We start from the raw sequence: 26463 nt of genomic DNA, 5'->3' as shown, positions 1-26463 counted from the left end.
ATTAACGTACCTTCAGCGTTGCCAGGCCAATCAACACCAGCATCAGCGAAATAATCCAAAAGCGCACAATCACGCGCGGTTCCGGCCAGCCTTTCAATTCATAGTGGTGGTGAATCGGCGCCATGCGGAAAATACGTTGCCCGCGCAGCTTGAACGACCCCACCTGCAGGATGACCGACAGCGTTTCCACCACGAACACCCCGCCCATAATCACCAGCAAAAACTCCTGGCGCAGCAGCACAGCGATAGTGCCCAACGCGCCGCCCAGCGCCAGCGAGCCCACATCGCCCATAAACACCTGCGCCGGATAGGTGTTAAACCACAAGAAGCCCAGCCCAGCGCCCACAATGGCGGTGCACACAATCACCAGTTCCCCCGCATGGCGCAAATAGGGGATGTGCAGGTAATTGGCGAAGTTCATGTTACCGGTGGCCCAGGCCACCAGCGCAAAACCGGCGGCCACGAACACCGTCGGCATGATCGCCAGCCCGTCCAGGCCGTCGGTCAGGTTGACGGCGTTGCTGGTGCCCACAATCACAAAATACGCCAGCAGAACGTACAGCAGGCCAAGCTGCGGCATCACATCTTTAAAGAACGGCACCACCAGCTCAGTGGCCGGCGTATCCTTACCGACGGCATACATGACAAAAGCCACCGCCAGCGCAATCACCGACTGCCAAAAATACTTCCAGCGGGCAATCAGGCCCTTGGTATCTTTGCGCACCACTTTGCGGTAATCATCGACAAAACCGACGATGCCATACCCCACCAGCACGAACAGCACGCACCAAACATACGGATTGGACGGGTAAGCCCACATCAGCACCGAAATGGTGATGGAGGTCAGGATCATAATGCCGCCCATGGTCGGCGTGCCGCGCTTGCTGAAGTGCGATTCCGGGCCATCGTTACGCACCACCTGGCCAAACGACATTTCCTGCAGGCGCGCAATCAGGCGCGGCCCCATCCATAAAGAGATCACCAATGCGGTCAGCAGGCTGACGATGGCTCGGAACGTCAGATAGGAAAAGACGTTAAAGCCGGAATAATACTTGACCAAATGTTCGGCCAGCCAAACTAACATGGTGCTTTCTCCTGTAACGCGCGTACTACCTGCTCCATTGCGGCACTACGTGACCCTTTGATTAACACGGTAATTACCGCATGTTCCGACAGTAATTCCGCCACGCGCGCGATCACTGCTGCCTTATCCTGTAAATGCTCGCCGTTACCGGAGGCGGCGCTCAGCACCTGGCTTAACGCCCCCACGCTGATAACCTTATCGATCTGGGCCTGACGGGCGGCTTCACCCACCTGGCGGTGACATTCTTCTGCTTCTTCGCCCAGCTCCGCCATATCGCCAACCACCAGCACACGATACCCCGGCATCTCGGCCAACACCTGCACCGCTGCGGTCATCGAGCCGACGTTGGCGTTGTAGCTGTCGTCCAGGATCAGCTTGCCTTCAGCCAGTTTGACCGGGAATAAACGCCCCGGAACCGCTTTCAGCCCAGCCAGCCCGGCATGCACCGCCTGCAGCGGCGCCCCGACGGAGGTGGCCAACGCCGCCGCCGCCAACGCATTGGCGACGTTATGGCGCCCCGGCAGTGGCAAGGCGACATCCACGGCGCCAAACGGGCTATGCAGCGTAAACTGCGTACCGTCGCCGTTCACCTGCACCTGGCTGGCAGAGAAGTCCACGCTCTCCGCCGCCTGCGGTGAGAACCGCCAGACCGTTTTACCCGCCAGCGCCGCCTGCCAGTGCGGCCAGTCGTTGCTGTCCGCATTAAGGATGCCGACGCCGCCCGCCGGCAAACCGGCAAAAATTTCGCCTTTTGCCTGCGCCACGCCGGCCAGCGAGCCAAAACCTTCCAGGTGCGCCGCCGCCAGGTTATTCACCAGAGCGCTTTGTGGCCGCACCAAGGCGGTGGTATAGGCAATCTCGCCAATATGATTGGCGCCCAGCTCAATCACCGCAAAGTCGTGCTCTGGCTGTAAACGCAACAACGTCAGCGGAACGCCAATGTCATTATTGAAATTCCCTGCGGTATACAGCACCTCGCCGCATTCACGCAGGATTGCGGCGGTCATTTCCTTCACCGAGGTTTTGCCCGATGAACCAGTCAATGCCACTACGCGCGCAGGAACCTGCTGGCGCACCCAGGCAGCGAGTTGCCCCAGCGCCAGGCGCGTATCTTCAACCACCAACTGCGGAACATCCAACGCCAGCCGTTTGCTGACCAGCAACGCCCCGGCGCCGGCGGCAACCGCGTCGGCGGCAAAATCGTGAGCGTCGAAACGCTCGCCCTTCAGGGCGACGAACAAGCAGCCCGGCGTCACCTTACGGGTATCCGTCACCACCTCGACAATTTGCCCGGCGTCGCCCAGCGGCGCCGCGCGCAAAACGCTTGCCAGCGTCTGGAAGGAAACAGGAATCATGCCAGCCCCCCCAGCAAACGCGCGACCGTGGTGCGATCGGAGTAATCCAGACGGCGATGACCCACGATCTGATAATCCTCATGGCCTTTACCGGCCACCAGCACCACATCCTGTGCCTTTGCCTGCATGATGGTATTGGACACCGCCTGCGCACGGCCATGGATCACCTGCGCCCGGCCGGCATCCAACAGGCCGGTCAGAATATCGGCGATAATACTTTGCGGCTCTTCGGTGCGCGGATTGTCATCCGTGATCACCACGCGATCGGCAAACTGTTCGGCAATGCCGCCCATCAGCGGACGCTTGCCCTTATCGCGATCGCCGCCGCAGCCGAATACGCACCACAGTTGCCCTTGGCAATGCAGCCGGGCGGCGGCCAGCGCTTTCTCCAGCGCGTCCGGCGTATGGGCGTAGTCAACGACGACCGTGGGTTTACCAGGCGCCGCAAACACTTCCATACGGCCACACACCGGCTGCAGTTGGCTGCCGGTTTCCACCAGTGCCTGCAGCGGATAGCCCAGCGACAGTAACGTCGCCAGTGCCAACAACACATTGCTGACGTTAAATGCCCCCATCAAACGGCTTTCGATCACCCCATGGCCCCAACTGGAACTGAAGTGAATGGTGGCGCCGTTATCGTGGTAATCCACGGTGCCGGCCGTCAGCCAGCGGCCGTGCCAATCCGCTGGGATGTTGCTCGCCATGCTCACCGCGACGGCGTCCGGCAGCTTATCCAGCCAACGCCGGCCAACTTCATCGTCAGCGTTGATAATCGACTGGCCGACCTCATGCCCGGAGAACAGCGCCCATTTAGCCGCTTCATAGCTGGCCATATCACCGTGGTAATCCAGATGATCGCGGCTCAGGTTGGTGAATACTGCGGCGGCAAACGGCAGCGCCGCCACGCGTTTTTGCACCAACCCATGCGAAGAAACTTCCATGGCGGCGAAGGTTGCGCCGCGTTCTGCCAGATCGTTTAACGTATGTTGAACATCGACGGCAGAACCGGTGGTATTTTCAGAAGGCGCCACCTGCCCCAGCAGACCATTACCGACGGTGCCCATAACGGCGCTGGTTTTACCCAACAGTTGGGCCCACTGCGCCAACAGTTGGGTGGTGGTGGTCTTGCCATTGGTGCCGGTAACGCCAACCAGTTGCAGGCGCTCAGCCGGCTGGTGATAAAAACGGCCGGCCAGTGCGGACAACCGCGCGTTGAGCTGGCTCAGATAAATTACCGGTACGCCGTGTTTTTCAATGATTTTACCGTCTTGCGCCTGGCCTTCTGCCTCGGCGATAACGGCAGCAACCCCTTGGGCGATGGCTTGTGGGATATAACTGCGCCCGTCGGTCTGATGGCCGGCAACGGCAACAAACAGATCCCCGGCAGCCGCAACGCGACTGTCTAATGTCATTTCCCGTAGCGCGCGCTCGGGGGCTGCTGGCACCCATGGAGCGAGCAAGTCGCGCAAATTACGATCTGCCACCTGAAGCCTCTTGTTGATTAATCACAAACTCGTTCTTTTCACCGGTGGGCAACGCATCCGGCTCAACGTTCATCGTGCGCAGAACCCCGCCCATGATGGCGCCGAACACCGGTGCGGAAACCGCACCACCGTAATATTTCCCTGCCTGCGGATCGTTAATCACCACCACCAGGGCAAAGCGAGGCCGGCTGGCGGGTGCCACGCCGGCGGTATAGGCGATATATTTATTGACGTATTTGCCATCTGGCCCGACCTTTTTCGCGGTACCGGTTTTGATGGCGATACGATAGCCTTTGATGGCGGCCTTAACGCCGCCACCGCCCGGCAGAGCCACGCTTTCCATCATATGCACCACGGTACGCACCAGTGGCTCCGGGAATACGCGCTCACCGGCAACCGGCGGATCAACTTTGGTAATCGACAGCGGGCGATAAATCCCCAGACTGCCGATCGTGGCATAGACTCGCGCTAACTGTAACGGCGTTACCATTAGCCCGTAGCCGAAAGAGAAGGTGGCCCTCTCTATGTCAGACCACCGTTGTTTTTGAGGATATAAGCCACTGCTTTCTCCGACCAACCCCAAATTGGTCGCTTTTCCCAGCCCAAAGCGCGAGTAAGTATCTACTAACGCTGAGGACGGCATCGCTAACGCCAGCTTTGAAACACCGACGTTACTCGACTTCTGCAAGATCCCGGTCACCGAGAGTTCCGAATAGCGGGCCACGTCCTTGATCTCATGGCCGTTGACACGGTAGGGCACGGTATTGAGCACGCTGTTTTCCTTCACGACGCCGCGCTGCAATGCCGTCATCACCACCATCGGTTTTACGGTTGAACCAGGTTCAAAAATATCGGTTATCGCCCGGTTACGCATGGTGTCTTTCGGCGTATCGGACAGGTTGTTCGGGTTGTAGGACGGGCTGTTGGCCATCGCCAACACTTCACCGGTATTCACATCCACCAGCACCGCCGTGCCGGACTCGGCTTTGTTAAAGGCGACGGCGTTGTTAAGCTCGCGATAGACCAACGCCTGCAGGCGCTCATCTACGCTCAGCATCAGGTTATGCGCCGCCTGGCTATCCACCGAGGAAATATCCTCAATCACCCGGCCGTAGCGATCTTTACGTACGGTGCGTTCACCGGGCTGGCCGGTCAGCCAACGGTCAAAGCTTTTTTCAATGCCTTCGATGCCGGAGCCGTCGATGTTGGTCACGCCGATGATGTGAGCAGTCACTTGCCCCGCAGGATAGTAACGGCGCGATTCCTGGCGCAGATAGATGCCCGGCAGCTTCAGTTTATGGATGTAATCGCCGATCGCCGGGTTCACCTGGCGCGCCAGATAGACAAAGCGCCCTTTCGGGTTGGCGTTGATCCGCCGGGAGAGTTGATCAAGCGGAATTTGCAATGCATCTGACAGCGCTTTCCAGCGCGAGTCCAGCGTAATGCCGCCCCGTTCATTGAGTTCTTTCGGATCGGCCCAAACGGCATTCACCGGCACGCTCACCGCCAACGGCCTGCCGGCGCGATCGCTTATCATCCCGCGCGAGGTCGGTACTTCCTGCACGCGCAGCGAGCGCATGTCGCCTTCTTTCACCAGCCGATCGGGGTTAATCACCTGCAGGTAGGCCACGCGTAGCATCAACCCGACCAGCGCCAGCAAAATACAGCCGCACAGCAACGCAAAACGCCAGCTGACAAAGCTGGCTTGATCTTCCTGGCGTTTCAACTTACCGGGGCGTGCTGCTTTCATGCGTTCCCTTTTTGCTCCGACTCATAATTCTGCTGACGTCATTCATTGTTTGACGATGATATTTTCCTGCGATGGATCCACATGGCGCATTTGCAGCTTCTCAGTTGCAATGCGCTCTACGCGGCTGTGGTCACCCAAGGCGTTTTCTTCCAGAATCAGGTTGCGCCACTCAATATCCAATGCGTCACGTTCCAGCACCAGTTGCTCACGCTCTGCGGTCAGCAAACGGGTGCGGTGCGCCGTGGTCACCACCAAAATGGCGGAAACCAGCACGGCAATCAGTAAAATCAACGGGATCTTGGCATTACGCAGCAGATCCCCGCCAATTACCCCGACCAAACCATGACGCTCATTACCAATCACAGCGGCATCCTCTCTGCAATACGCAGCACCGAGCTGCGCGCCCGTGGATTTTCCGCCACTTCCGCTTCCGACGGCATCATCTTGCCCAGGGCTTTCAGCGTACGGCCGCCCAGTTCGCGCAGTTGCGCTTCGGTCAGCGGCAGCCCGGCCGGCACCTGAGCGCCGCGGCTATGGTGGCGCATAAAGCGTTTAACGATGCGATCTTCCAGCGAGTGGAAGCTGATCACCGACAGGCGCCCCTGCGGCGCCAATATTTCCAACGCGCCGGCCAGCGCGCGCTCGATTTCTTCCAGCTCGCTGTTGATGTAGATACGAATCGCCTGGAAACTGCGCGTCGCCGGGTGCTTGTGCTTTTCACGCACCGGGCTGGCATTGGCGATCAGATCCGCCAGCTCCTTGGTGCGCGTCATCGGCTCCAATTGGTTGCGCTCCACAATCGCGCGCGCAATGCGCTTGGCGAAGCGCTCTTCGCCAAAGGTTTTCAGCACCCAGGCGATATCTTCTGCTTCGGCCTTCATCAGCCACTCGGCGGCCGACTGGCCGCGGGACGGATCCATACGCATATCCAGCGGCCCATCGCGCATAAAGGAAAAACCACGCTCAGGGTCGTCAAGCTGAGGCGAAGAAACGCCTAAATCCAGTAAAACGCCGTCAATCTTGCCTTCCAGGCCACGTTCGCGCACATAGTGCGCCAGTTCGGAAAACGGGCCATGTACGATAGTAAAACGGGGATCATCAATAGATTCAGCGGCTGCAATCGCCTGCGGATCGCGGTCAATGGCCAGTAAATGCCCTTCCGGCCCCAACTGGGACAGAATCAGACGAGAATGGCCACCACGACCAAAAGTACCGTCGATATATGTGCCGTTACCGCGGATGTTGAGGCCATTAACCGCCTCATCCAGCAATACGGTTGTGTGTTTATAGTTTTCCAACATGCTTATAGTGACAAGTCCTGTAGCCGCTCAGACAACGGTTCCTGAGAAGACTGTTCAGCGTCAATATCGTCCTTAACTTGTTGATACCAGGTCTGTTCATCCCACAGTTCAAACTTGTTGAACTGACCGACCAGCATCACTTCTTTAGAAAGCCCGGCATGTTGACGCAGCGTACTGGCAATCAACAACCGACCGGCACTGTCCATCTGACACTCACTGGCATGCCCCAAGAGTAAGCGCTGAACGCGACGCTCGGCGGGATTCATACTCGACAGACGGGATAATTTTTGTTCAATGATTTCCCATTCGGGTAACGGATAAAGCAGCAGGCAGGGCTGATGGAGGTCAATGGTACAAACCATTTGGCCTTGCGATTCCTCGTTCAACGCATCCCGATAACGGGTAGGTACGGCAAGCCGCCCTTTGCTGTCGAGGTTGACCATCGTCGCCCCACGGAACATTCCTGAGCTACCCCTTCATGACCTTTTTCACCACTTTACCCCACAAATTCCCACGTAAAGGAGTTTACGGAGGGTATGAAAACCTTGTCAAGCCAGAGCGCCCGCGCTTTGGCAATATTTGTCGGGTCATTTTGGGAGCTGTCGCACGAAAGGGATGCTAATCACTCAACAAATAAAAATTAACATCATGATAAACTAGAAGAATTTCCTTAAAGGCATGCGCCAGATTAAAATCCGGCCAAATTGGCGATTAATTAACTTATTCCGCCCTTCTGCAAGCAAAGTCTCATTTCTCACAAGGGGATATACATACGGCAAAACCCTTGCCGCCTGCGCCTGCCGCGGCCGGCAGCACAACGGAAACAGTTCAATCCGGGTATTATAACCCCTTGAGTTAATAATGTTCGTCAATAATTACTGCCTAATTGCGGCGCCATTTTACTGCAATAAATCCGGCAAAGATGAACGCGAATAAAAAAATAATGCGCCACGAAATGCACACCTCATAAAATTCAAATCAAATCAGCGGCGTAAGATTAGTCTTAAAATACCTTTTTACAATTAATCTTCTCTATTTTTAGCGCGCTCACTCACTCTATTTATATCCCTCACCGCTCACTTGCCAGCCCCAAAAAGCTAACCTTTTGTTTATAATATTATTATTGCAGACGCCCGCCTTTAATGCCCCCAACCCCCCTTTTCCCCGCAATTCTCAGGATAAAAATAAGATTAGCATTTAAAATAAAAATATTACCCTAGTTAACAATCTTGATACAGTTAAGTAAACTGCATAAAAAGCAATAAACCAGCTTTTTATACCAAATAAAGTAAATTTAACGGTGTGTTAACCTTCATTAAGTTGAGTTAGCCTTATGCTGCCCTTTGCTTCACGCTGGCGTAGTGCCGCCGCAGATACTTTTGCACTCGTGGTGTACTGCTTCATTGCGGGGATGGCGATTGAAATGCTGATCTCAGGCATGAGTTTTCAGCAATCCCTTGCCTCACGCCTGCTTTCCATTCCAGTGAATATTTTGATCGCCTGGCCCTATGGGCGCTACCGCGATCTGTTTGTCCGCGCCGCGCACCGCTGCCCGCATGGGCAGTTACTGTTGCGCAACCTGGCCGATCTGCTGGCTTACGTCAGCTTTCAGTCACCGGTGTATGCCGCCATTCTGTGGAGCGTGGGCGCGGATGGCCCGCAAATCATGGCCGCAGTGGCCAGCAACGCGATCATCTCGATGGTCATGGGCGTAATCTACGGCTATTTTCTGGAATACTGCCGCCGGCTGTTCCGGGTAGAAGGCTACGTGTAACGCCATGAGAATGGGGGTGCGGCCAGTGCGTTGTGCCGGCCGCAACTGGCGCTTATTTGCGGCTCAGGCTGCCGCGGCGGAATAAATTACGGCGGATACTGGTCAGCCCCGGCTTCGGCTTATGTGGTTCATCCAGGCTGGCCAATACCAATTCCAACACCCTCTCAGCCACTTCCCGATGGCGCTGCGCCACCGCCAGCACCGGGCATTCGAGGAAATCCAATAGTTCATTATCGCCGAAGGTGGCAATCGCTAAATCGATCGGCAAGCGGCCATACTGCTTGAGCGTTACGTCCATCACCCCTTGCAGCAGCGAAAAGGACGTGGTGAACAACGCCTGCGGCATCGGATGGGTTTTCAGCCATTCCGCAAACAGCGCGCCGGCCGCTGCACGCTCATAGCTATTGGCATACAGGTAATCCACGTGCCGCTCATCATCCTGCCACGCCTCACGGAACCCCTGCTCGCGCAGGAAGCTGACGGAAAGCTCTGGCAACGCCCCCAGATACAGCACCGATTGCGCAGGAAAAGTGCGCAGCTCCTGTGCCAGCGCAAAGGCGTCGACCTGATCGGCCCCCACCACGCTGATGAAATGCTCGCGATCGAGCGCACGGTCCAGCGCAATGATCGGCAACGGGTCTTTAACCCAGCGTTGGTAAAAGGGGTGTTCCGGCGGCAACGCCGTTGAAACGATGATCGCATCAACCTGGCGCTGCAGCAGATGTTCGATACAGCGCATTTCGTTATCGGGCTGATCTTCCGAGCAGGCGATCAGCAACTGATAGCCGCGCTTGCGGGCCTGGCGCTCCAGATAATTGGCGATGCGCGTATAGCTGGTGTTCTCCAGATCCGGGATCACCAGCCCAATGGAGCGGGTTCGCCCGGCACGCAGCCCGGCGGCCACGGCATTGGGGTGATAGTTATGCTCCCTGACGACGGCCATCACCTTTTCGACGGTTTTATCGCTGACACGATACTGCTTTGCTTTGCCGTTGATAACATAACTGGCCGTGGTACGCGAAACGCCCGCGAGACGCGCGATTTCATCCAGTTTCACATTAACCCCTTTATGATGCTGAAAACACAGTGAAGGCCGTACCCAAATTAACCCTGGCACCCATGCCGTTATTCACCCTCGTTCCAGCGATCTAACAGCAGAAAACTATGGCAAGCAACCGCTTTTGCCGAAAGGTGCCAGCAAACAGACAAAAAACGTAAAAAAGGGCGTAGCCAACGCTACGCCCTAAGGTCCACCACGCAACGGCGCCGGCCGCTAGCGCATGATTTTATCGCCCCGCGCCACGCCAACAATGCCGGAGCGCGCCACTTCAACGATCTCGGCCACTTCGCGCACCGCATTGAGAAAAGCATCCAGTTTGTCGCTGGTGCCCGCCAGTTGCACGGTGTACAAGGCCGCGGTGACATCGACGATCTGGCCGCGGAAAATATCCGTACAGCGTTTGACTTCCTCACGCCCGTAGCCGCTGGCCTGCAGCTTGACCAGCATAATTTCACGCTCAACGTGCGCGCCCTGCACCAGCTCATTGACGCGCAACACATCCACCAGCTTATGCAGTTGCTTTTCAATCTGCTCCAGCACTTTTTCGTCGCCGACGGTCTGAATGGTCATGCGCGACAGGGTTGGATCGTCAGTCGGCGCCACGGTCAGGCTCTCGATGTTATAGCCCCGCTGGGAAAACAGCCCGATCACACGCGACAAGGCGCCGGATTCGTTTTCCAGTAATACCGATAAAATACGGCGCATGATCAGGTCCTCTCCGTTTTGCTTAACCACATTTCGTCCATGCTCCCACCGCGAATCTGCATCGGGTAAACATGTTCGGTTTCATCGACGCTCACGTCGACAAACACCAGCCGATTCTTCTCAGCCAGCGCCTGCGCCAGTTTGCTTTCCAGCTCATCCGGCGAACGGATGGCGATCCCCACGTGGCCGTAGGCCTCCGCCAGCTTGACGAAGTCCGGCAGGGAATCCATATACGACTGTGAATGGCGGCCGGAATAAATCATGTCCTGCCACTGCTTCACCATGCCCAGATAGCGGTTGTTGAGATTCACCACCACCACCGGCAGATTGTACTGCAGCGCGGTCGACAACTCCTGGATATTCATCTGGATACTGCCGTCGCCGGTGATACACACCACGGTTTCTTCCGGCAGCGCCAGCTTCACGCCCAGCGCCGCGGGCAGGCCAAAGCCCATTGTGCCCAGGCCGCCGGAATTAATCCAACGGCGGGGTTTATCAAACGGGTAATACAACGCGGCAAACATCTGGTGCTGGCCCACGTCCGAAGTCACATAAGCATCCCCCTTGGTCAGGCGATAAACGGCTTCGATCACCGACTGGGGTTTAATGGTGGTTCCGCTTTTGTCATAACACAGGCAGTTGCGCGCGCGCCACAGTTCAATCGCTTGCCACCAGTCGCGCAGCGCGTCGCCGTCCTGCGCCTGCTCCCCCTGCGCCAGCAGTTCCAGCATTTGGTTCAGCACCTGGCGGGCATCGCCGACGATCGGGATATCCGCGTTGACGGTTTTGGAAATCGAGGCGGGATCAATATCAATGTGCAGCACGGTGGCATCCGGGCAGTACTTCACCAGGTTGTTGGTAGTACGATCGTCAAAACGCACGCCGACAGCGAAAATCACATCCGCGTTGTGCATGGTTTTATTCGCTTCATAGGTGCCGTGCATACCGAGCATGCCAACGCTCTGGCGGTGCGTGCCGGGGAACGCCCCCAGCCCCATCAGTGAACTGGCCACCGGCAGATTAAGCTGTTCAGCCAACTGCAGCAATTCCTCATGGCAGCCGGCATTGATTGCCCCGCCGCCCACGTACATAACCGGTTTTTTCGCCGCCAGAACGGTTTGCAGCGCCCGTTTGATCTGCCCGCGGTGGCCCTGAACCGTTGGGTTGTAGGAGCGCATGCTCACTTCCTGCGGATAGGCATACGGCATTCTCACCGCCGGGCCGACGATATCTTTCGGCAGGTCAATGACCACGGGACCTGGCCGGCCGCTGGCAGCCAAATAGAAAGCCTTTTTCAACACGCCGGGAATATCTTCCGTGCGCTTCACCAGGAAGCTGTGCTTCACCACCGGGCGGGATATCCCCACCATGTCGCACTCCTGAAAAGCATCGTAGCCAATCAGCGAGCTAGGTACCTGGCCGGAAAGCACCACGAGCGGAATAGAGTCGGTATAGGCCGTGGCAATGCCGGTAATGGCATTGGTAGCGCCCGGGCCGGAAGTCACCAGCACAACCCCCACTTCGCCCGTTGCACGCGCATAGCCATCAGCCATATGCACCGCGCCCTGCTCATGGCGGACTAAAATATGGTCGATCCCACCGACCGTATGCAGGGCGTCATAGATATCCAATACTGCCCCGCCCGGATAGCCGAATACGTGCTTAACGCCCTGATCGATCAACGATCGAACGACCATCTCGGCTCCTGACAACATTTCCATGGGTTTGCCTCCAGGCTGATAATGCTTTGTTGGCGCGGATAGCGCGCCAATACAGGGACAATGCCCCAAAATTATTATGAATTGACTACGTACCCAAGATAATTCGAGTTGCAGAACAAAAACGCAAAAGCGTTTTTGAACAGCGCCGGCGCTGGCCCCGAAGGGGTGAAAGCCGTATGGCCGAATCATGCGGCTTTGCTGCGACAAATTCGTCGGGAACGAATTTAACCGGCCAACGGCTGGCCTCCGGTGAGAGACAGGATGTCTCTCATTCAATCCCAATGCGCTTACTTTGGTAAGTGATTCGGGTGACCAAGCACAGCCAACACACCTGCAACGTGAAGTATGAAGGGTATAACGCACTAACATAACGTCAGAATATGGGGGCAGGCAAACGGCAAAATGGCACAGCAAGCCAAGGGGGATTGTTACCAAACTGAATAATTCAGGTTAATAAAGATAATGCACTGGCATCCACGGATTTTATCCATCTATTGTTTTGAACAAGGAATGAATAACAGAACTATATCAGGCACGTTCAATGGCGTTTTTTTAGCCAAAAGCACCGGCTTTTGGCCCGCTAAATCCACGTTTATTGGTACATAGAATCAATTTGGTGTTGGTAGCGCTGCAGGATCACTTTACGCCGTAGCTTCAGGGTTGGCGTTAACTCCCCCTGTTCCATCGAGAATGCCGCCGGCAGTAGGGTAAACTTTTTCACCTGCTCGAAGCGCGCCAGTTCTTTTTGCATTTCGCGCAGGCGATGTTCGAACATCTCGACAATATGGCTGTTGCGCAGAAGCTCCAGCCGATCGTGATACTTAAGGTTGATCGACTTCGCATACTCTTCCAACGATTCAAAGCTTGGCACAATTAGTGCGGAAACAAATTTACGCGCATCGGCCACAATCGCGACCTGATCGATAAAACGATCCTGTGCAAGCACGCCTTCAATCATTTGCGGCGCAATGTATTTCCCACCGGAGGTCTTCATCAGATCTTTCAGCCGTTCGGTAATAAACAGATTACCATCCTCATCAAGCCCCCCGGCATCGCCGGTTTTCAGCCAGCCATCGGCGGTAAACGCCGCTGCCGTTTCCTGCGGCTTGTTGAAGTAGCCACGCATGACTATCGGGCCATGCACCTGGATTTCGTTTTCTTCACCAATGCGCACGCCGATCCCCGGCAAGGGCTTGCCAATGGAGCCAAAGCGGAAATTACCTTCTTCCCAGCAGGAAACGGTGGCGCAGGTTTCCGTCATCCCATAGCCGTATTTGATGTTGATCCCCATCGCCTGGAAAAACAGGATCACATTATCATCCAGCTTGGCACCCGCCGCCGGCAGGAAGCGCACGCGCCCACCTAAAATATCGCGCAGCTTGCTGAGCACCAGTTTGTCTGCCCAGCAGTGTGAAAGCATGAACAGTTTGCCCAGCGGCTTGCCGGCACGCTCCTGCAGGAACTTGCGCTCACCACACACCATCGCCCAATAGAACAACGCCCGGCGCAGCCACGGGGCCCGCGCCACTTTCTCATGCACGGCGCTAAAGATTTTTTCGTAAAACCGCGGCACCGCACACATCAAAGTTGGCCGCACCGCAGCCATCGCCTGCCGAACCCAATCGGTGTTCGGCAGATAAACGTTCTGCGCCCCGGAATGCATGATAAAGAAGCTCCAGGCCCGCTCAAATACGTGTGATAACGGCAGAAAACACAGCGAAACGTCATCGCCGTTGACCTTCAGGCGCTCATCATGCAGGCAGAGCTGCGCCGCCAGGTTGCGGTAATCCAGCATCACGCCTTTCGGCTCGCCGGTGGTGCCCGAGGTATAGATGAGGGTAAACAGATCGGCTAAGCACCTCGCGGCAATACGCGCCTGCAAATCGGGGCCAAAAGCCGCCACATCGGCATCGCGCAGCAGATCATCCAGGTAACAGGCAATCTCGCAGCCACGCAGATCGACGGCGCCATCAAACACGATGATATGGGCCAGTTGCGGGCAGCTTTCGCGTAGCGCAATCGCGGCATCCAGTTGCGCCCGCCCGCCGACAAACAGGGTGCGAACGTCAGCATCATGAATAATAAAGGCCGCCTGGGCCGGCGTATTGGTGGCATAAAGCGGCACGCTGACCGCGCGCAGATGCAAAATGGCCAGATCGGCCAGCGACCAGGACATGCTGTTATTGGCGAAAATGGCGACACGCTCCTGAACCGCGATCCCAAAGGCCAACAGCGCACACGCAAGGCGTTCAACATGCGAACCCACTTCTTGCCAGGAAAGTTGGGTCTCCCCGCCTGGCGCCCACTGGCGAAAAGCCGTGCATTCGGCCCGGTTGGCAACCTGATGCTGGATGCGTTGGACAATATGGTATTGCAGCATGTTATCAATCATAGTGCTCTGAGCCTGAATTTAATCAATTGACTAACCCGGAGCAGAGCGGCAGCCCAGCATCTCGGCTTACATATGTTTGCTTTTTTTCTGCAGTTTACCGGCTCATCTACCGATGGGGAAGGAATTTCAGCGTAGAGGTGTAAGCTCAAAAAAAGATGCGCCTAAACCCATGCGGCGGCGCAAAAGAAATGGTAGATAGGCAGCTCGGTAACAACGCCCGAGAGGCCAAGCAAACTGGGTAAGCTAAAAAACCAAAAAAAATACATAAAACAGAATAATATTTTTTATTAAAAATAATGAAACCCAGCGGAACAACATGTCATTTTTTTACAGTCAAAACCCACTAAAACCAAGAAAAATCCTATTATTTCACGTGAGTCAAACACCGTATTAATCTGGGAATCCGCTTCCCCAGATTAATAAACCCACCTATTCTTACAACACCTCCATATGATTTAGTAATGTTTTCATCCAGAGGTAAGATTTATCCGAAGACGCGGATTCATGCCAGGAAAGGTAACCATAGTTTTTTTGTTTACTCCCAGGCAAAGAAATGATCTTCAGCGATAATAATTCTTGCCGCTGTTGCGCCAACCATTTTGGCACAATAGCAATAAGCTGCGTTTTTGCCACGATATCTAATACACTGAGCAGATCGGTACATTGCTGGGCAACGCGATTACGCATTTCATTATCAATATAGTAGGGTTTACTAAAGGAACAAAAATTCTCCAGCGATACTACGGCATGTTCCTCCGCTAAAAGGTGTGCATGCATGATAACCTTCGAAATACGCGGGTGCGTTTGTGATGCAACCAATACGAGCTCATCTTCAAATAAAACTTCGCTGCAAAATTCTGCACCGTCAAAACGCTTATAGCTAATGACGAAATCCGTTTCCCGGTAGCGTAGTTGCTGTTCAATATCGCTGTTCATAAAAGAGCGGATCTGGAGGCGAATATGCGGCGCTAACCCCTTGACGGTATTGATAATGTTAACTGCCAGGCGTAAATCCAGCGGGCTGCAAATAGAAATAGAAAACGTGCGTTCGCTGGTTTGCGCGTCAAATTCCGTGCCGGGCAACTCGTTTCTTACCAACAACAACGCCTGGCGCACCGGGGAAAAAAGCTGTTTGGCCCTGGCCGTCGGCTGAATGCCCCGACCAAAGCGAATAAAAAGTTCATCATTAAACATAGCTTTCAAACGCACAACCGCATTGCTGACCGCCGGTTGAGATATCCCCAGCAAACTGGCGGCCCGGGTAATACTTTGCTCTTGCATAACGGCGTCAAACACCGTGAGTAAATTTAAATCGATGTTACGCAGGTAACTACTGAGCGTTTCTTTCCCTGAGGCAGCGTCTAAATCAGATTCAGACATAGTATACTCCACTCAATCCTATTGAAATAATCCCATTAACACCTAAAAAAACCGTCATTATCAATTAAGTTAAGTTTTTCAATAACAGATTCAATTAGTGCATCAACATCATAAAAACATGAATCAATAACTTTACTCTAACCCTTTAAGGTTAATCCCCATGGTAAAAAACAAAGCCACCTAAAATCACGACAATAACAAATACAAAAGAGGTACAACATTCACATAAATACAGGCTAATTACATTCCGCAACGTGCAGATGTGTTGGTTTTGTCACTCGGCCTATCCCTGCACCTTGCCATTGCGGGGAACATGTCAATAGCGCTCAAATCTGTTTCCAGAAGATTTTCGCTCACCCTACTCATTTACCGATAGACGTAAAATGAAAGATAACACCATGAATAAAAGATAAACTGCTCTCAATTTTATACCTTGCATACTTCAAGTTAACGATTTCTCACCGCTCACTTCTGTTGCAGATTTTATCGTAGCGCCATCAATAATCAATATTCCATTGCCTGCTAAGTTCTATTTATGCTAACTATCTCGCAAAAAGTATTATTATTTTTTGCTAAAAATAACTTATTTTACAGAATAAACCACCAAATCGATTTACCTATTACCATTCGCACTCAACCAGCACCTGGCGGGCAACCAAGTGTTGACATTTATCGGCGAATAACGTATCACTTTAGGTAACGCAAATATTTCAGAGAAGTTGAACCCCATGATCCGTACCACCCGTCTACTAGGCCTACTACTAAACGCATCTTCTTTGCGCGGTATGCCGGTGGGCGAAGCCTGGATCTAAGTCAGCCCCTCACCTCATAACAAACCCGCGCTACTGCGCGGGTTTTTTTTTGCCCGCTTAGCGTGAAACAAACACGATGAAGGAACAACCGATGAGCGAACAAGTCATTATTTTTGATACCACGCTGCGTGATGGTGAACAGGCATTGCAAGCCAGCCTGAGCGTTAAGGAAAAGCTGCAGATCGCGATGGCGCTGGAAAGAATGGGTGTTGACGTGATGGAAGTCGGCTTCCCGGTTTCTTCACCGGGCGACTTTGAGTCCGTACAGACCATTGCACGCCAGATCAAAAACAGCCGCGTCTGCGGCCTGGCGCGCTGCGTAGACAAAGATATTGATGTCGCTGCCGAAGCGCTGCGCGTTGCCGAAGCGTTCCGCATCCACGTGTTCCTGGCAACCTCTACCCTGCACATCGAATCAAAATTAAAACGCTCTTTCGACGACGTGCTGGAAATGGCGGTGCATTCAGTCAAACGAGCGCGCAACTATACCGATGATGTGGAATTCTCCTGCGAAGATGCCGGCCGCACGCCAATCGATAATCTGTGCCGGGTAGTAGAAGCCGCGATCAACGCGGGCGCCACCACCATCAATATTCCTGATACCGTTGGCTACACCACACCAAATCAATTCGGCGGCATCATCAGCACGCTGTACGATCGCGTTCCCAACATTGATAAGGCGATTATCTCCGTGCACTGCCATGACGATCTGGGTATGGCAGTCGGCAACTCCATCGCCGCCGTGCAGGCCGGCGCCCGCCAGGTGGAAGGGACATTGAACGGCATCGGCGAACGCGCCGGCAACTGTTCGCTGGAAGAAGTGATCATGGCGATCAAAGTGCGCGCCGACATCATGAAGGTGCACACCAACATCAACCATCAGGAAATCTACCGCACCAGCCAAATCGTCAGCCAACTGTGCAATATGCCAATCCCGGCCAACAAGGCCATCGTCGGTTCCAACGCCTTTGCCCACTCTTCCGGTATCCACCAGGACGGCGTGCTGAAAAACCGCGAAAACTACGAAATCATGACCCCGCAGTCCATCGGCCTGAAAGACGTGCAGTTGAACCTGACCTCCCGTTCAGGCCGTGCAGCCGTGAAACACCGCATGGAAGAAATGGGCTACAAAGAACAAGATTACAACCTGGACAATCTGTACACCGCATTCCTGAAGCTGGCCGACAAAAAAGGCCAGGTGTTCGATTACGATCTGGAAGCTTTAGCCTTTATCAATAACCAGCAGGATGAAGAAGAACACTTCAAACTGGGCTACTTCAGCGTACAATCGGGCACCAGCGTTATGGCTACGGCATCAGTGAAACTGATGTGCGGCGGCGAAGAAAAGGCCGAAGCCGCAACCGGCAACGGCCCGGTCGACGCCGTGTATCAAGCCATCAACCGCATTACCGAATACCCGATCGAACTGGTAAAATACCAGCTCTCCGCCAAAGGCCAGGGCCGCGATGCACTGGGGCAGGTTGATATCGTGGTGTCTTACCACGGCCGCCGTTTCCACGGCGTAGGCCTGACGACCGACATCGTTGAATCCTCCGCTCAAGCGATGATTAACGTATTGAACAACATTTGGCGTTCCCAGCAGGTAGAAAAAGAAAAACAACGCCTGCAGCAAAACAAACATCAAAATAATCAGGAAACGGTGTGAACATGAAAAAGACTTACCACATTGCCGTCTTGCCCGGAGACGGAATCGGCGCGGAAGTGATGGCGCAGGCATACAAAGTGTTGGACGCAGTGCGTGAACGTTTCGGCCTGCGCATCACCCATGCCGAATATGATATTGGCGGTATCGCCATCGATCGCCACGGCACCCCGCTGCCGCAGGAAACCATCGCCGGCTGTGAGCAGGCGGATGCAATCCTGTTCGGCTCCGTAGGCGGCCCGAAATGGGAACACCTGCCGCCGGCAGAACAGCCGGAACGTGGTGCATTGTTGCCGCTGCGTAAGCATTTCAAACTGTTCAGCAACCTGCGCCCGGCCCGTCTGTATCAAGGCCTGGAAAGCTTTTGCCCGCTGCGTGCCGATATCGCCGCGCGCGGCTTCGATATTCTGTGCGTGCGTGAACTGACCGGCGGCATTTACTTCGGCCAGCCGAAGGGCCGTGAAGGCCAAGGCATGCACGAACGCGCCTTTGACACCGAGATCTATCACCGTTTCGAGATCGAACGTATTGCCCGCATTGGCTTCGAGTCCGCACGCAAACGCCGCGGCATCGTCACCTCCATTGATAAAGCCAACGTGCTGCAAAGCTCCATCCTGTGGCGCGAAGTGGTCAGCGAAATCGCCAAAGAGTACCCGGACGTCAAGCTGTCGCACATGTACATCGACAATGCCACCATGCAGTTGGTTAAAGACCCGTCGCAGTTCGACGTGCTGCTGTGCTCCAACCTGTTTGGCGATATTCTGTCTGACGAATGCGCCATGATCACCGGCTCTATGGGCATGCTGCCTTCCGCCAGCCTGAATGAACAAGGCTTTGGCCTGTACGAACCCGCCGGCGGTTCCGCACCGGACATCGCAGGCAAAGACATCGCCAACCCGGTAGCCCAGATCCTGTCCGCCGCCCTGCTGCTGCGCTATAGCCTGGGGGCAGAAGACGCCGCCGATGCCATCGAGCGCGCGATCAATCAGGCGCTGGAGCAGGGTTACCGCACCGCCGATCTGGCTGGCAACGGCAAAGCCATTGGCACCAGCGAAATGGGCGACATCATCGCTCGCTTTGTTGCGCAGGGGGCATAACATGGGCAAGACGTTATACCAAAAATTGTACGACGCACACGTGGTGTATGCAGCGCCGAATGAAACGCCGTTGCTGTACATCGATCGCCATCTGGTGCACGAAGTCACTTCCCCACAGGCATTCGACGGTCTGCGCGCCATGGGGCGCCCGGTGCGGCAGCCTAGCAAAACGTTTGCCACCATGGATCACAACGTCTCCACGCAAACCAAAGACATCAACGCCAGCGGCGAGATGGCGCGCATTCAGATGCAGGAACTGATCAAGAACTGCGCGGAGTTTGGCGTTTCACTGTATGATCTGAACCACCCGTACCAGGGCATCGTGCACGTGATGGGGCCGGAACAGGGCATTACGCTGCCGGGCATGACCATCGTTTGCGGCGATTCCCACACCGCCACCCATGGCGCATTTGGTTCGCTGGCGTTTGGTATCGGCACCTCTGAAGTGGAACACGTGCTGGCGACGCAAACCCTGAAGCAGGGGCGCGCCAAAACGATGAAGATCGAAGTCACCGGTGAAGCCGCCGACGGCATCACGGCCAAAGACATTGTGCTGGCGGTGATCGGGAAAACCGGCAGCGCCGGCGGCACCGGCCACGTGGTGGAATTCTGCGGCAAGGCGATCGAAGCGCTGAGCATGGAAGGCCGCATGACGCTGTGCAACATGGCGATTGAAATGGGTGCCAAAGCGGGCCTGGTAGCACCGGACGACACCACCTTCACCTACCTGAAAGGCCGCCAGTTCGCCCCAACCGGCGAAAACTGGGAACAGGCCGTCGCTTACTGGCGCACGCTGAAATCTGACGATGACGCCCAGTTCGACACCGTGGTGACCCTGCGCGCCGAAGACATCGCGCCGCAGGTGACCTGGGGCACCAACCCAGGCCAGGTGATCGCGGTCAACCAGGAAATTCCACTGCCAGAATCCTTCAGCGATCCGGTTGAGCGCGCCTCGGCGGAAAAAGCGTTGGCGTATATGGACCTGAAACCGGGCATCAAGCTGACCGAAGTGCCCATCGACAAAGTGTTCATCGGCTCTTGCACCAACTCGCGCATTGAAGATCTGCGCGCCGCCGCCGCCATCGCCAAAGGGCGTAAAGTGGCCAGCGGTGTACAGGCGATCGTCGTGCCGGGTTCCGGCCCGGTGAAAGCCCAGGCGGAAGCGGAAGGCCTGGACAAGATCTTTATCGAAGCCGGTTTTGAATGGCGCCTGCCGGGCTGCTCCATGTGCCTGGCGATGAATAACGACCGCCTGAACCCGGGCGAGCGCTGCGCATCAACCAGCAACCGTAACTTCGAAGGCCGCCAGGGGCGCGGTGGGCGCACGCACTTGGTCAGCCCGGCCATGGCTGCCGCCGCCGCCGTCACCGGCCGTTTCGCCGATATCCGTGAATTGCACTAAGGAGCTACCGTGGCTAAATTTACTCAACATACCGGCTTAGTGGTGCCTTTGGATGCGGCCAACGTCGATACCGACGCCATTATCCCGAAGCAGTTTCTGCAGAAAGTAACCCGCACCGGCTTCGGCGTGCACCTGTTCAACGACTGGCGTTATCTGGATGACGCCGGCCAGCAGCCCAACCCGGAGTTCGTGCTGAATAAACCGCGTTACAAAGGGGCAAGCATCCTGTTGGCGCGCGAAAACTTCGGCTGCGGCTCATCCCGTGAGCACGCGCCCTGGGCGCTGACCGATTACGGCTTTAAAGTGGTGATCGCGCCAAGCTTTGCCGATATCTTCTACGGCAACTCGTTCAATAACCAGCTGCTGCCGGTAACACTGAGCGAGCAGGACGTGGATACACTATTCAAGCTGGTGGCCGATAACGAAGGCACCGAGTTCACTGTCGATCTGGAAAACCAGGTGGTCAAAGCCGATGGCCACAGCTACCCATTTGAAATCGACAGCTTCCGCCGCCACTGCATGATTAACGGCCTGGACAGCATTGGCCTGACGCTGCAGCACGAAGCGGATATCTCCCGCTACGAAGCGCAACAGCCGGCGTTTTTGAACTAAGCAGGCTTATCCCCTCACCCGCCCCCAGGCGGGTGAGTTTTTTATTACCAATATCCCAGCCATTTCCACCACAGCCCGCCGACCACCATCCAGATCAGCAAGTTGACCACGCTCATCACAAAGCCGGTTTTCCACCATTCCGCCAGCGTGACATAGCCCGAACCAAATACAATCGGCGCCGTGCCGGTGGCATAGTGGGTTAGCGACATCATCAGTGAAGATGAAAAAGCCAGCAGCAACCCCAGCAAGGCCGGCGGCGCCCCAAGAGCCATACCGGCGGCAAAGAAGGCGGCGAACATCGCGGTCACGTGCGCGGTGGTGCTGGCAAAAAAGTAGTGGGAATACAGATAGACACAGGTCAGCAGCAGCATACCGCCGACCCAGCTCATCCCCATATGATCAATACCGTTGCCGACGGTATGCGACAGCCAGGCGATCAACCCCAGCTTGCCCAGGTAGGTGGCCATCATCACCAACGCAGAGAACCACACCACGGTATCCCATGCCCCTTTGTGCTTTAAAATGTCCTGCCAGTTCAACACCCCGGTCATCAGCAAGATAGCCAAGCCGATCAACGCCGTGGTGGTGGGGTTAATGGCAAACTGCGGGCCAAAAATCATCGCCGGGATGCCAGCCCACAGCAACAGCAGCAGGGCAAAAACCCCCAGGGTGATTTTTTCCGGCAACGTCACCGGCCCCAGGGCATGCAGCTTCTCCCGCGCAAAACGCGGTGCATCCGGAGTACTCTTGATTTCCGGCGGATACATCAAATACACCACCAGCGGCATGACGATCAGTGAAACAATCCCCGGCACCAACGCCGCTATCGCCCACATCGCCCATGACAGTTGCACGCTGTCATGGGTGCCTTTGGCAATCAGGCTGACCACCAGCGGGTTAGGAGCCGTGGCGGTAACAAACATCGCCGAAGTGATCAGGTTCATGTTGTAGGTAGCCAGCGCCAGATAGCGGCCAATCTTGCCGGAGGTTTTCAGTTCCGGGCTGGAGCCGAAGCTATCGGCAATCGAGCGCATGATCGGGTGAATAATACCGCCGCCGCGCGCGGTATTGCTCGGCGTCACCGGCGCCAGCGTAATTTCCGCCAACGTCAGCGCATAGGCGATGCCCAGCGTCTTTTTGCCAAACAGGGAGATAAAGTAATAGCCGATACGCGCGCCCAACCCGGTTTTATTCAAACTAAGGGAAATCATCACCGCAAAGCCAATCAGCCAGATAAGCGGGTTGGAAAACCCACTTAGCGCGTCGCTAAGCGCCGCCTCCGGGTTGCCGGGATGGGTAACGCCGGTCAGGGCCACCAGCGCGATCGCCACGATAGAAACCGCGCCGATCGGCATCGCCTTGCCGATAATGGCAATAATGGTACCGATAAACAGCGCCAACAGATGCCAGGCGTTTGGGGCAACCCCTTCAGGAACGGGGATAACAAACCAGATAACCAGAGTAATAGCGATTGCGACCAACGAGGGTATGGGTTTAAGCGGCGTTAATTTATCCATTATCGACTCATTAATTAGCACAGTATGAAAAGGTTGGCGGATGCCAATGGGGATAAATACGGCAAGACAAGATCGTTATTCAGACATCGGGTTTTACACTTCCCGCACGCGGGCGCAAAGCCACAGTGAAACCGTCACCAGAATCAGCGCTAACCAGTACACCGCGTAGTGCCCAAGGGATTCCGCCAGCATACCTTGCAGCACCCCGGCCAAGATCACCCCGGTGGAAATACTGTTGGTGAACATAGTGGTGGCAGCCCCTGGCCGGCCTGGCATCAAATCCTGAAAATAGAGCATGCCGATACCGGCGATAATACCGATGAAAACGGCGTTAAACAGTTGCAATACCATTAACGCCGTCTTGAATTTGAACAGCACCAGCCCGCCATAAAACAGCACGCCTGCCGCAACGGCAAACAGCATCATGTTGCGTTTGCCGAAGCGTTTAACCAGATAACCGGCGACCAGCATCGCCGGGATCTCCAGCCCGGCGGCCGTGCCCATCAATAGCCCCGCCAGCCTTTCCGGCAGCCCCAGATCGCGGGTGATATACAGCGGCATATCAATGATGTACATGGTGTTGCAGGTCCACATCAGCATCGAGGCCAAAAACAACAGCCGCACATCACGGTTGCGCCAGGCGCTGGGCGGCGCAATCGGTGAAGCATTCAGGCTACCGGTTTGCGCTTCGCGCGGCACCGTGGGCAGGCCAAACCACACCAAAACCGCGCAGAGCACAAAAATGCCCGCGGCAATCAGGAACATCACGGTGAAACCGTAGTTCAGCGCCAGGGCAAACGACAACGGCGGGCCAATCACCCAGGCCAGTGACAATTGGGCGCGCATTACCGAGCTGAACATCACCACCTCGCGCGCCGAGCTGTCCGCATACTCGCGCGCCAGCGCAAAAATCTGCGGCATCGCGGTATTGGCCACCGCGGCCAGAAACACGCCCAGAGTAATCAACGTCAGGTAGTCGCGGTTGAAGGCGAACAGTATGCAGTTGCCCACCGCCATCAGGCAGCAAACCAGAATCAGCTTGCGCCGATCGCCACGGGTATCGGAACGTTTCGCCAGCAGAAAACTGACGATAATGCCGGCAACGGCGTTAATGGTATAGAACAACCCCACCCACAGCGGCCTGACCTTCACTTCAGTGGTGAGAAACAGACTCAGCGTTGGCGCCTGCAACGCACCGGCGATACCGGCCAGAAAAGCCAGAATCAGGAATGCGGCAAATACGGGGTTAAAACGACGTGGCGACCAGCGGGAAACTTTCATTTATTCATCCCTGAGCTGAAGCGAAGCCCCCATGCTACAGAAGGCCACCCACAGAATAAAGCAATAAAAAAACCAGTGGGATGGCCCCACTGGCTGGTGAAATGCACCATTACTCAGAAACATTCAAGATGGTCGGTTACAGGTGCTTCCGGTATTCGTCATCGCTCAGTTTGCTCATATCCCACTGGGTTAAATGCGCCAGCGTATCCAGCCTAGCCTGTTCCGGCACAACGCTCAGCCAATCGGCCTTCTGGCGGCGAACCGCATCGAAATAACGTTGATAAAACCCTTTAGACAAGAAAACAGTCATAAGCCACCTCCCCACGCCTTCATTGAGGAAAATTATCGGCGTAATATAGGGAAAGATAAATTGACGAATCGATCGCGGAGAGTTCCTCTTTTATGCCCAGCCCACGTCTGCAACAACAGTTCATCCGCTTGTGGCAGTGTTGCCACGGCCACCCCATAGAAACCACGCTGCAAGAACTGGCAGAAGTGCTGAATTGCTCGCGCCGCCACGTGCGCTCACTGCTCAGCGCCATGCAGCAGCAAGGCTGGCTGACCTGGCAGGCGGAAGCCGGGCGCGGCAAACGTTCGCAGCTCACCTTTCATTACACCGGGCTGGCGCTGCAGCAGCAGCGGGCCGAAGAACTGCTGGAACAGGATAAGATCGATCAACTGGTGCAACTGGTCGGCGATAAAAACGTGGTGCGCCAAATGCTGCTCTCCCAACTGGGGCGCAGCTTCCGCCAGGGCAAGCACATCCTGCGCGTGCTCTATTATCGCCAGTTGTATAACCTGCAGCCCGGCTCGCCGTTGCGCCGCTCGGAAACCCATCTGGCCCGGCAAATCTTTAATGGCCTGACGCGAATAAATGAGGAAAATGGGGAACTGGAACCCGACCTGTCCCATCACTGGCAAGCCATCACCCCCTTGCATTGGCGTTTTTACCTGCGCCCGGCGATCCATTTCCATCACGGCCGAGAACTGGAAATGCAAGACGTGATCGCTTCGCTGACACGGCTGATCCCGCAACCTTTGTTCGCCCATCTGGCCAAGGTCGTATCACCCACCCCTTATGTGATCGACGTGCACTTGCACCACCCGGACTATTGGCTGCCCTGGCTGCTGGGCAGCGTGCACGCCATGATCCTGCCGCATGAATGGCAGAGCCTGCCGGATTTTGCCCGCCACCCGGTCGGCACCGGGCCCTACCGGGTGGTGCGCAATCACCAGAGCCAAATGAAGATTCACGCTTTCGATGACTATTTCGGCTACCGCGCCCTGATCGACGAGGTCAATATCTGGGTTCTGCCGGAAATCACCGAGGAATTGGTATATGCAGGCGTTCAACTGCAGGCGGACGATACCGGCAAAAATGAGCTGGAAAGCCGGCTGGAGGAGGGTTGCTACTTCCTGTTATTCGATCAGCGCTCGCCGCTGGCTGCGGATGAAGCCACCCGCCGTTGGCTGTGTGAACTGATTAACCCGATTACCCTGTTGAACAATGCCGGGCCGGAGTATCAACGCTACTGGTCGCCGGCCTACGGCATATTGCCGCGCTGGCATCATTGCCGTGCGCCTTCCCGGCAGCCGAAACCCGCCGGCCTGCGCGAGCTAACGCTGACCTTTTACAACGAGCACCCGGAATTCCAGGCCATCCAACAGACGATCGTGCCATTGCTGGCGCAGCACGACATCCAGTTGAATATTCAGGTGGTGGACTACGCCGCCTGGCACCAGGGCAACGCGGTCAGCGATTTGTGGCTGGGCAGTGCAAATTTCTATCTGCCGCTGGAATTCTCGCTTTTTGCTACGCTGTATGAACTGCCGTTGCTGAAGCACTGCATGAATGACGAACTGCGCCAAGACGCCGCCTTGTGGCACGACAATATGCTGCCGTTGGCGGAATTCTGCCAGCGTCTGGTCCATCACCATCAGCTACACCCGTTGTTTCACCATTGGCTGCAGTTGCACGGCCAGCGCAGCATGCGCGGGGTGCGGATGAATACGCTGGGCTGGTTTGACTTTAAATCCGCCTGGTTCGCCCCACCTGAGGCCTGACAAAGAAAG

21 protein-coding genes are annotated in these 26463 nt (G+C 55.7%); 6 read left to right on the top strand and 15 right to left on the bottom strand.

Going from position 1 to position 26463, the window contains the following annotated elements; all coding sequences use genetic code 11:
* Position 1 precedes the first annotated feature (1 nt).
* Genes mraY through mraZ form a run of 7 tightly spaced genes read right to left on the bottom strand, consistent with a single transcriptional unit; the run spans position 2 to position 7435 of the window.
* Complete coding sequence (mraY, locus tag AC559G_RS07610) at positions 2-1084, bottom strand: phospho-N-acetylmuramoyl-pentapeptide-transferase (RefSeq protein WP_095845989.1); 1083 nt, start codon at positions 1082-1084, stop codon at positions 2-4.
* Positions 1078-2439: a UDP-N-acetylmuramoyl-tripeptide--D-alanyl-D-alanine ligase gene (murF, locus tag AC559G_RS07605; RefSeq protein ID WP_498912086.1), complete on the bottom strand. Its 1362-nt coding sequence runs from the start codon at positions 2437-2439 to the stop codon at positions 1078-1080. Before murF ends, mraY begins: the two co-directional genes overlap by 7 nt.
* Positions 2436-3923 (bottom strand): UDP-N-acetylmuramoyl-L-alanyl-D-glutamate--2,6-diaminopimelate ligase, encoded by a 1488-nt coding sequence (gene murE / locus AC559G_RS07600; protein WP_498912085.1) that lies wholly within the window; start codon positions 3921-3923, stop codon positions 2436-2438. Before murE ends, murF begins: the two co-directional genes overlap by 4 nt.
* A complete protein-coding gene (locus tag AC559G_RS07595; RefSeq protein ID WP_438596720.1) occupies positions 3910-5673 on the bottom strand; it encodes a peptidoglycan glycosyltransferase FtsI in 1764 nt (587 codons plus the stop codon). Before AC559G_RS07595 ends, murE begins: the two co-directional genes overlap by 14 nt.
* 42 nt (positions 5674-5715) lie before the next feature.
* Complete coding sequence (gene ftsL, locus AC559G_RS07590) at positions 5716-6036, bottom strand: cell division protein FtsL (RefSeq protein WP_438596719.1); 321 nt, start codon at positions 6034-6036, stop codon at positions 5716-5718.
* Positions 6033-6974 carry a 16S rRNA (cytosine(1402)-N(4))-methyltransferase RsmH gene (gene rsmH / locus AC559G_RS07585; protein WP_462615137.1) on the bottom strand — a complete coding sequence of 314 codons (942 nt, stop codon included), beginning with the start codon at positions 6972-6974 and terminating at the stop codon, positions 6033-6035. The genes ftsL and rsmH overlap by 4 nt, the downstream gene beginning before the upstream one ends.
* A 2-nt stretch (positions 6975-6976) precedes the next feature.
* A complete protein-coding gene (gene mraZ / locus AC559G_RS07580; RefSeq protein WP_279028525.1) occupies positions 6977-7435 on the bottom strand; it encodes a division/cell wall cluster transcriptional repressor MraZ in 459 nt (152 codons plus the stop codon).
* A gap of 872 nt (positions 7436-8307) precedes the next feature.
* Between mraZ and AC559G_RS07575 the strand changes: the two genes are divergently transcribed.
* Complete coding sequence (locus tag AC559G_RS07575; protein WP_438596717.1) at positions 8308-8748, top strand: L-alanine exporter AlaE; 441 nt, start codon at positions 8308-8310, stop codon at positions 8746-8748.
* Between the two features lie 52 nt (positions 8749-8800).
* Here the strand turns inward: AC559G_RS07575 and cra are convergent, their stop codons facing one another.
* The 5 genes from cra to leuO all read right to left on the bottom strand — a co-directional run bounded on the left by cra (position 8801) and on the right by leuO (position 16006).
* Positions 8801-9805 carry a catabolite repressor/activator gene (gene cra / locus AC559G_RS07570; protein WP_438596716.1) on the bottom strand — a complete coding sequence of 335 codons (1005 nt, stop codon included), beginning with the start codon at positions 9803-9805 and terminating at the stop codon, positions 8801-8803.
* Between the two features lie 216 nt (positions 9806-10021).
* Complete coding sequence (ilvN, locus tag AC559G_RS07565; RefSeq protein ID WP_165907028.1) at positions 10022-10513, bottom strand: acetolactate synthase small subunit; 492 nt, start codon at positions 10511-10513, stop codon at positions 10022-10024.
* 2 nt (positions 10514-10515) lie between these two features.
* Positions 10516-12234: an acetolactate synthase 3 large subunit gene (gene ilvI / locus AC559G_RS07560; RefSeq protein ID WP_498912084.1), complete on the bottom strand. Its 1719-nt coding sequence runs from the start codon at positions 12232-12234 to the stop codon at positions 10516-10518.
* A gap of 592 nt (positions 12235-12826) precedes the next feature.
* Positions 12827-14626 (bottom strand): AMP-dependent synthetase/ligase, encoded by a 1800-nt coding sequence (locus tag AC559G_RS07555; protein WP_498912083.1) that lies wholly within the window; start codon positions 14624-14626, stop codon positions 12827-12829.
* 435 nt (positions 14627-15061) lie between these two features.
* Positions 15062-16006 carry a transcriptional regulator LeuO gene (leuO, locus tag AC559G_RS07550; RefSeq protein ID WP_498912082.1) on the bottom strand — a complete coding sequence of 315 codons (945 nt, stop codon included), beginning with the start codon at positions 16004-16006 and terminating at the stop codon, positions 15062-15064.
* A 903-nt stretch (positions 16007-16909) separates the two neighbouring features.
* Between leuO and leuA the strand changes: the two genes are divergently transcribed.
* Genes leuA through leuD form a run of 4 tightly spaced genes read left to right on the top strand, consistent with a single transcriptional unit; the run spans position 16910 to position 21592 of the window.
* Positions 16910-18484 carry a 2-isopropylmalate synthase gene (gene leuA, locus AC559G_RS07545; protein ID WP_438598345.1) on the top strand — a complete coding sequence of 525 codons (1575 nt, stop codon included), beginning with the start codon at positions 16910-16912 and terminating at the stop codon, positions 18482-18484.
* 2 nt (positions 18485-18486) lie between these two features.
* Positions 18487-19578, top strand: coding sequence for a 3-isopropylmalate dehydrogenase (gene leuB / locus AC559G_RS07540; RefSeq protein ID WP_438598344.1), 1092 nt, complete (start codon positions 18487-18489; stop codon positions 19576-19578).
* Position 19579: 1 nt separating this feature from the next.
* Entirely contained in the window at positions 19580-20980 is a 1401-nt protein-coding gene (gene leuC, locus AC559G_RS07535; RefSeq protein WP_438598343.1) for a 3-isopropylmalate dehydratase large subunit, read from the top strand.
* 9 nt (positions 20981-20989) lie between these two features.
* On the top strand, positions 20990-21592 hold the full coding sequence (gene leuD / locus AC559G_RS07530) for a 3-isopropylmalate dehydratase small subunit (RefSeq protein ID WP_498912081.1): 603 nt from the start codon (positions 20990-20992) through the stop codon (positions 21590-21592).
* 44 nt (positions 21593-21636) lie between these two features.
* Here the strand turns inward: leuD and AC559G_RS07525 are convergent, their stop codons facing one another.
* The 3 genes from AC559G_RS07525 to sgrT form a co-directional block, all read right to left on the bottom strand.
* Positions 21637-23109, bottom strand: coding sequence for a transporter permease (locus AC559G_RS07525; protein WP_498912080.1), 1473 nt, complete (start codon positions 23107-23109; stop codon positions 21637-21639).
* A gap of 93 nt (positions 23110-23202) precedes the next feature.
* Positions 23203-24390: an MFS transporter gene (locus AC559G_RS07520; RefSeq protein WP_498912079.1), complete on the bottom strand. Its 1188-nt coding sequence runs from the start codon at positions 24388-24390 to the stop codon at positions 23203-23205.
* 136 nt (positions 24391-24526) lie between these two features.
* Positions 24527-24700 (bottom strand): glucose uptake inhibitor SgrT, encoded by a 174-nt coding sequence (gene sgrT, locus AC559G_RS07515; RefSeq protein ID WP_438598339.1) that lies wholly within the window; start codon positions 24698-24700, stop codon positions 24527-24529.
* 92 nt (positions 24701-24792) lie between these two features.
* On the opposite strand from sgrT, the gene sgrR reads away from it, so the two are divergent.
* Entirely contained in the window at positions 24793-26454 is a 1662-nt protein-coding gene (gene sgrR, locus AC559G_RS07510; protein ID WP_498912078.1) for an HTH-type transcriptional regulator SgrR, read from the top strand.
* Positions 26455-26463 lie beyond the last annotated feature (9 nt).

Source organism: Gibbsiella greigii, assembly GCF_039540155.1.
Taxonomy (GTDB): Bacteria; Pseudomonadota; Gammaproteobacteria; order Enterobacterales; family Enterobacteriaceae; genus Gibbsiella; species Gibbsiella quercinecans.
This window is presented reverse-complemented; position numbering and strand designations above follow the sequence as displayed.

Excerpts from the sequence above, each read along its gene's own strand:
- leuO (WP_498912082.1), bottom strand. The coding sequence starts at position 16,006 with ATGTCTGAATCTGATTTAGACGCTGCCTCAGGGAAAGAAACGCTCAGT.
- AC559G_RS07575 (WP_438596717.1), top strand. The coding sequence starts at position 8,308 with ATGCTGCCCTTTGCTTCACGCTGGCGTAGTGCCGCCGCAGATACTTTT.
- rsmH (WP_462615137.1), bottom strand. The coding sequence starts at position 6,974 with ATGTTGGAAAACTATAAACACACAACCGTATTGCTGGATGAGGCGGTT.
- leuC (WP_438598343.1), top strand. The coding sequence starts at position 19,580 with ATGGGCAAGACGTTATACCAAAAATTGTACGACGCACACGTGGTGTAT.
- AC559G_RS07595 (WP_438596720.1), bottom strand. The coding sequence starts at position 5,673 with ATGAAAGCAGCACGCCCCGGTAAGTTGAAACGCCAGGAAGATCAAGCC.
- mraZ (WP_279028525.1), bottom strand. The coding sequence starts at position 7,435 with ATGTTCCGTGGGGCGACGATGGTCAACCTCGACAGCAAAGGGCGGCTT.
- ilvI (WP_498912084.1), bottom strand. The coding sequence starts at position 12,234 with ATGGAAATGTTGTCAGGAGCCGAGATGGTCGTTCGATCGTTGATCGAT.
- AC559G_RS07525 (WP_498912080.1), bottom strand. The coding sequence starts at position 23,109 with ATGGATAAATTAACGCCGCTTAAACCCATACCCTCGTTGGTCGCAATC.
- mraY (WP_095845989.1), bottom strand. The coding sequence starts at position 1,084 with ATGTTAGTTTGGCTGGCCGAACATTTGGTCAAGTATTATTCCGGCTTT.
- AC559G_RS07555 (WP_498912083.1), bottom strand. The coding sequence starts at position 14,626 with ATGATTGATAACATGCTGCAATACCATATTGTCCAACGCATCCAGCAT.
- leuB (WP_438598344.1), top strand. The coding sequence starts at position 18,487 with ATGAAAAAGACTTACCACATTGCCGTCTTGCCCGGAGACGGAATCGGC.
- murF (WP_498912086.1), bottom strand. The coding sequence starts at position 2,439 with ATGATTCCTGTTTCCTTCCAGACGCTGGCAAGCGTTTTGCGCGCGGCG.
- leuA (WP_438598345.1), top strand. The coding sequence starts at position 16,910 with ATGAGCGAACAAGTCATTATTTTTGATACCACGCTGCGTGATGGTGAA.
- ilvN (WP_165907028.1), bottom strand. The coding sequence starts at position 10,513 with ATGCGCCGTATTTTATCGGTATTACTGGAAAACGAATCCGGCGCCTTG.
- sgrR (WP_498912078.1), top strand. The coding sequence starts at position 24,793 with ATGCCCAGCCCACGTCTGCAACAACAGTTCATCCGCTTGTGGCAGTGT.
- AC559G_RS07520 (WP_498912079.1), bottom strand. The coding sequence starts at position 24,390 with ATGAAAGTTTCCCGCTGGTCGCCACGTCGTTTTAACCCCGTATTTGCC.
- sgrT (WP_438598339.1), bottom strand. The coding sequence starts at position 24,700 with ATGACTGTTTTCTTGTCTAAAGGGTTTTATCAACGTTATTTCGATGCG.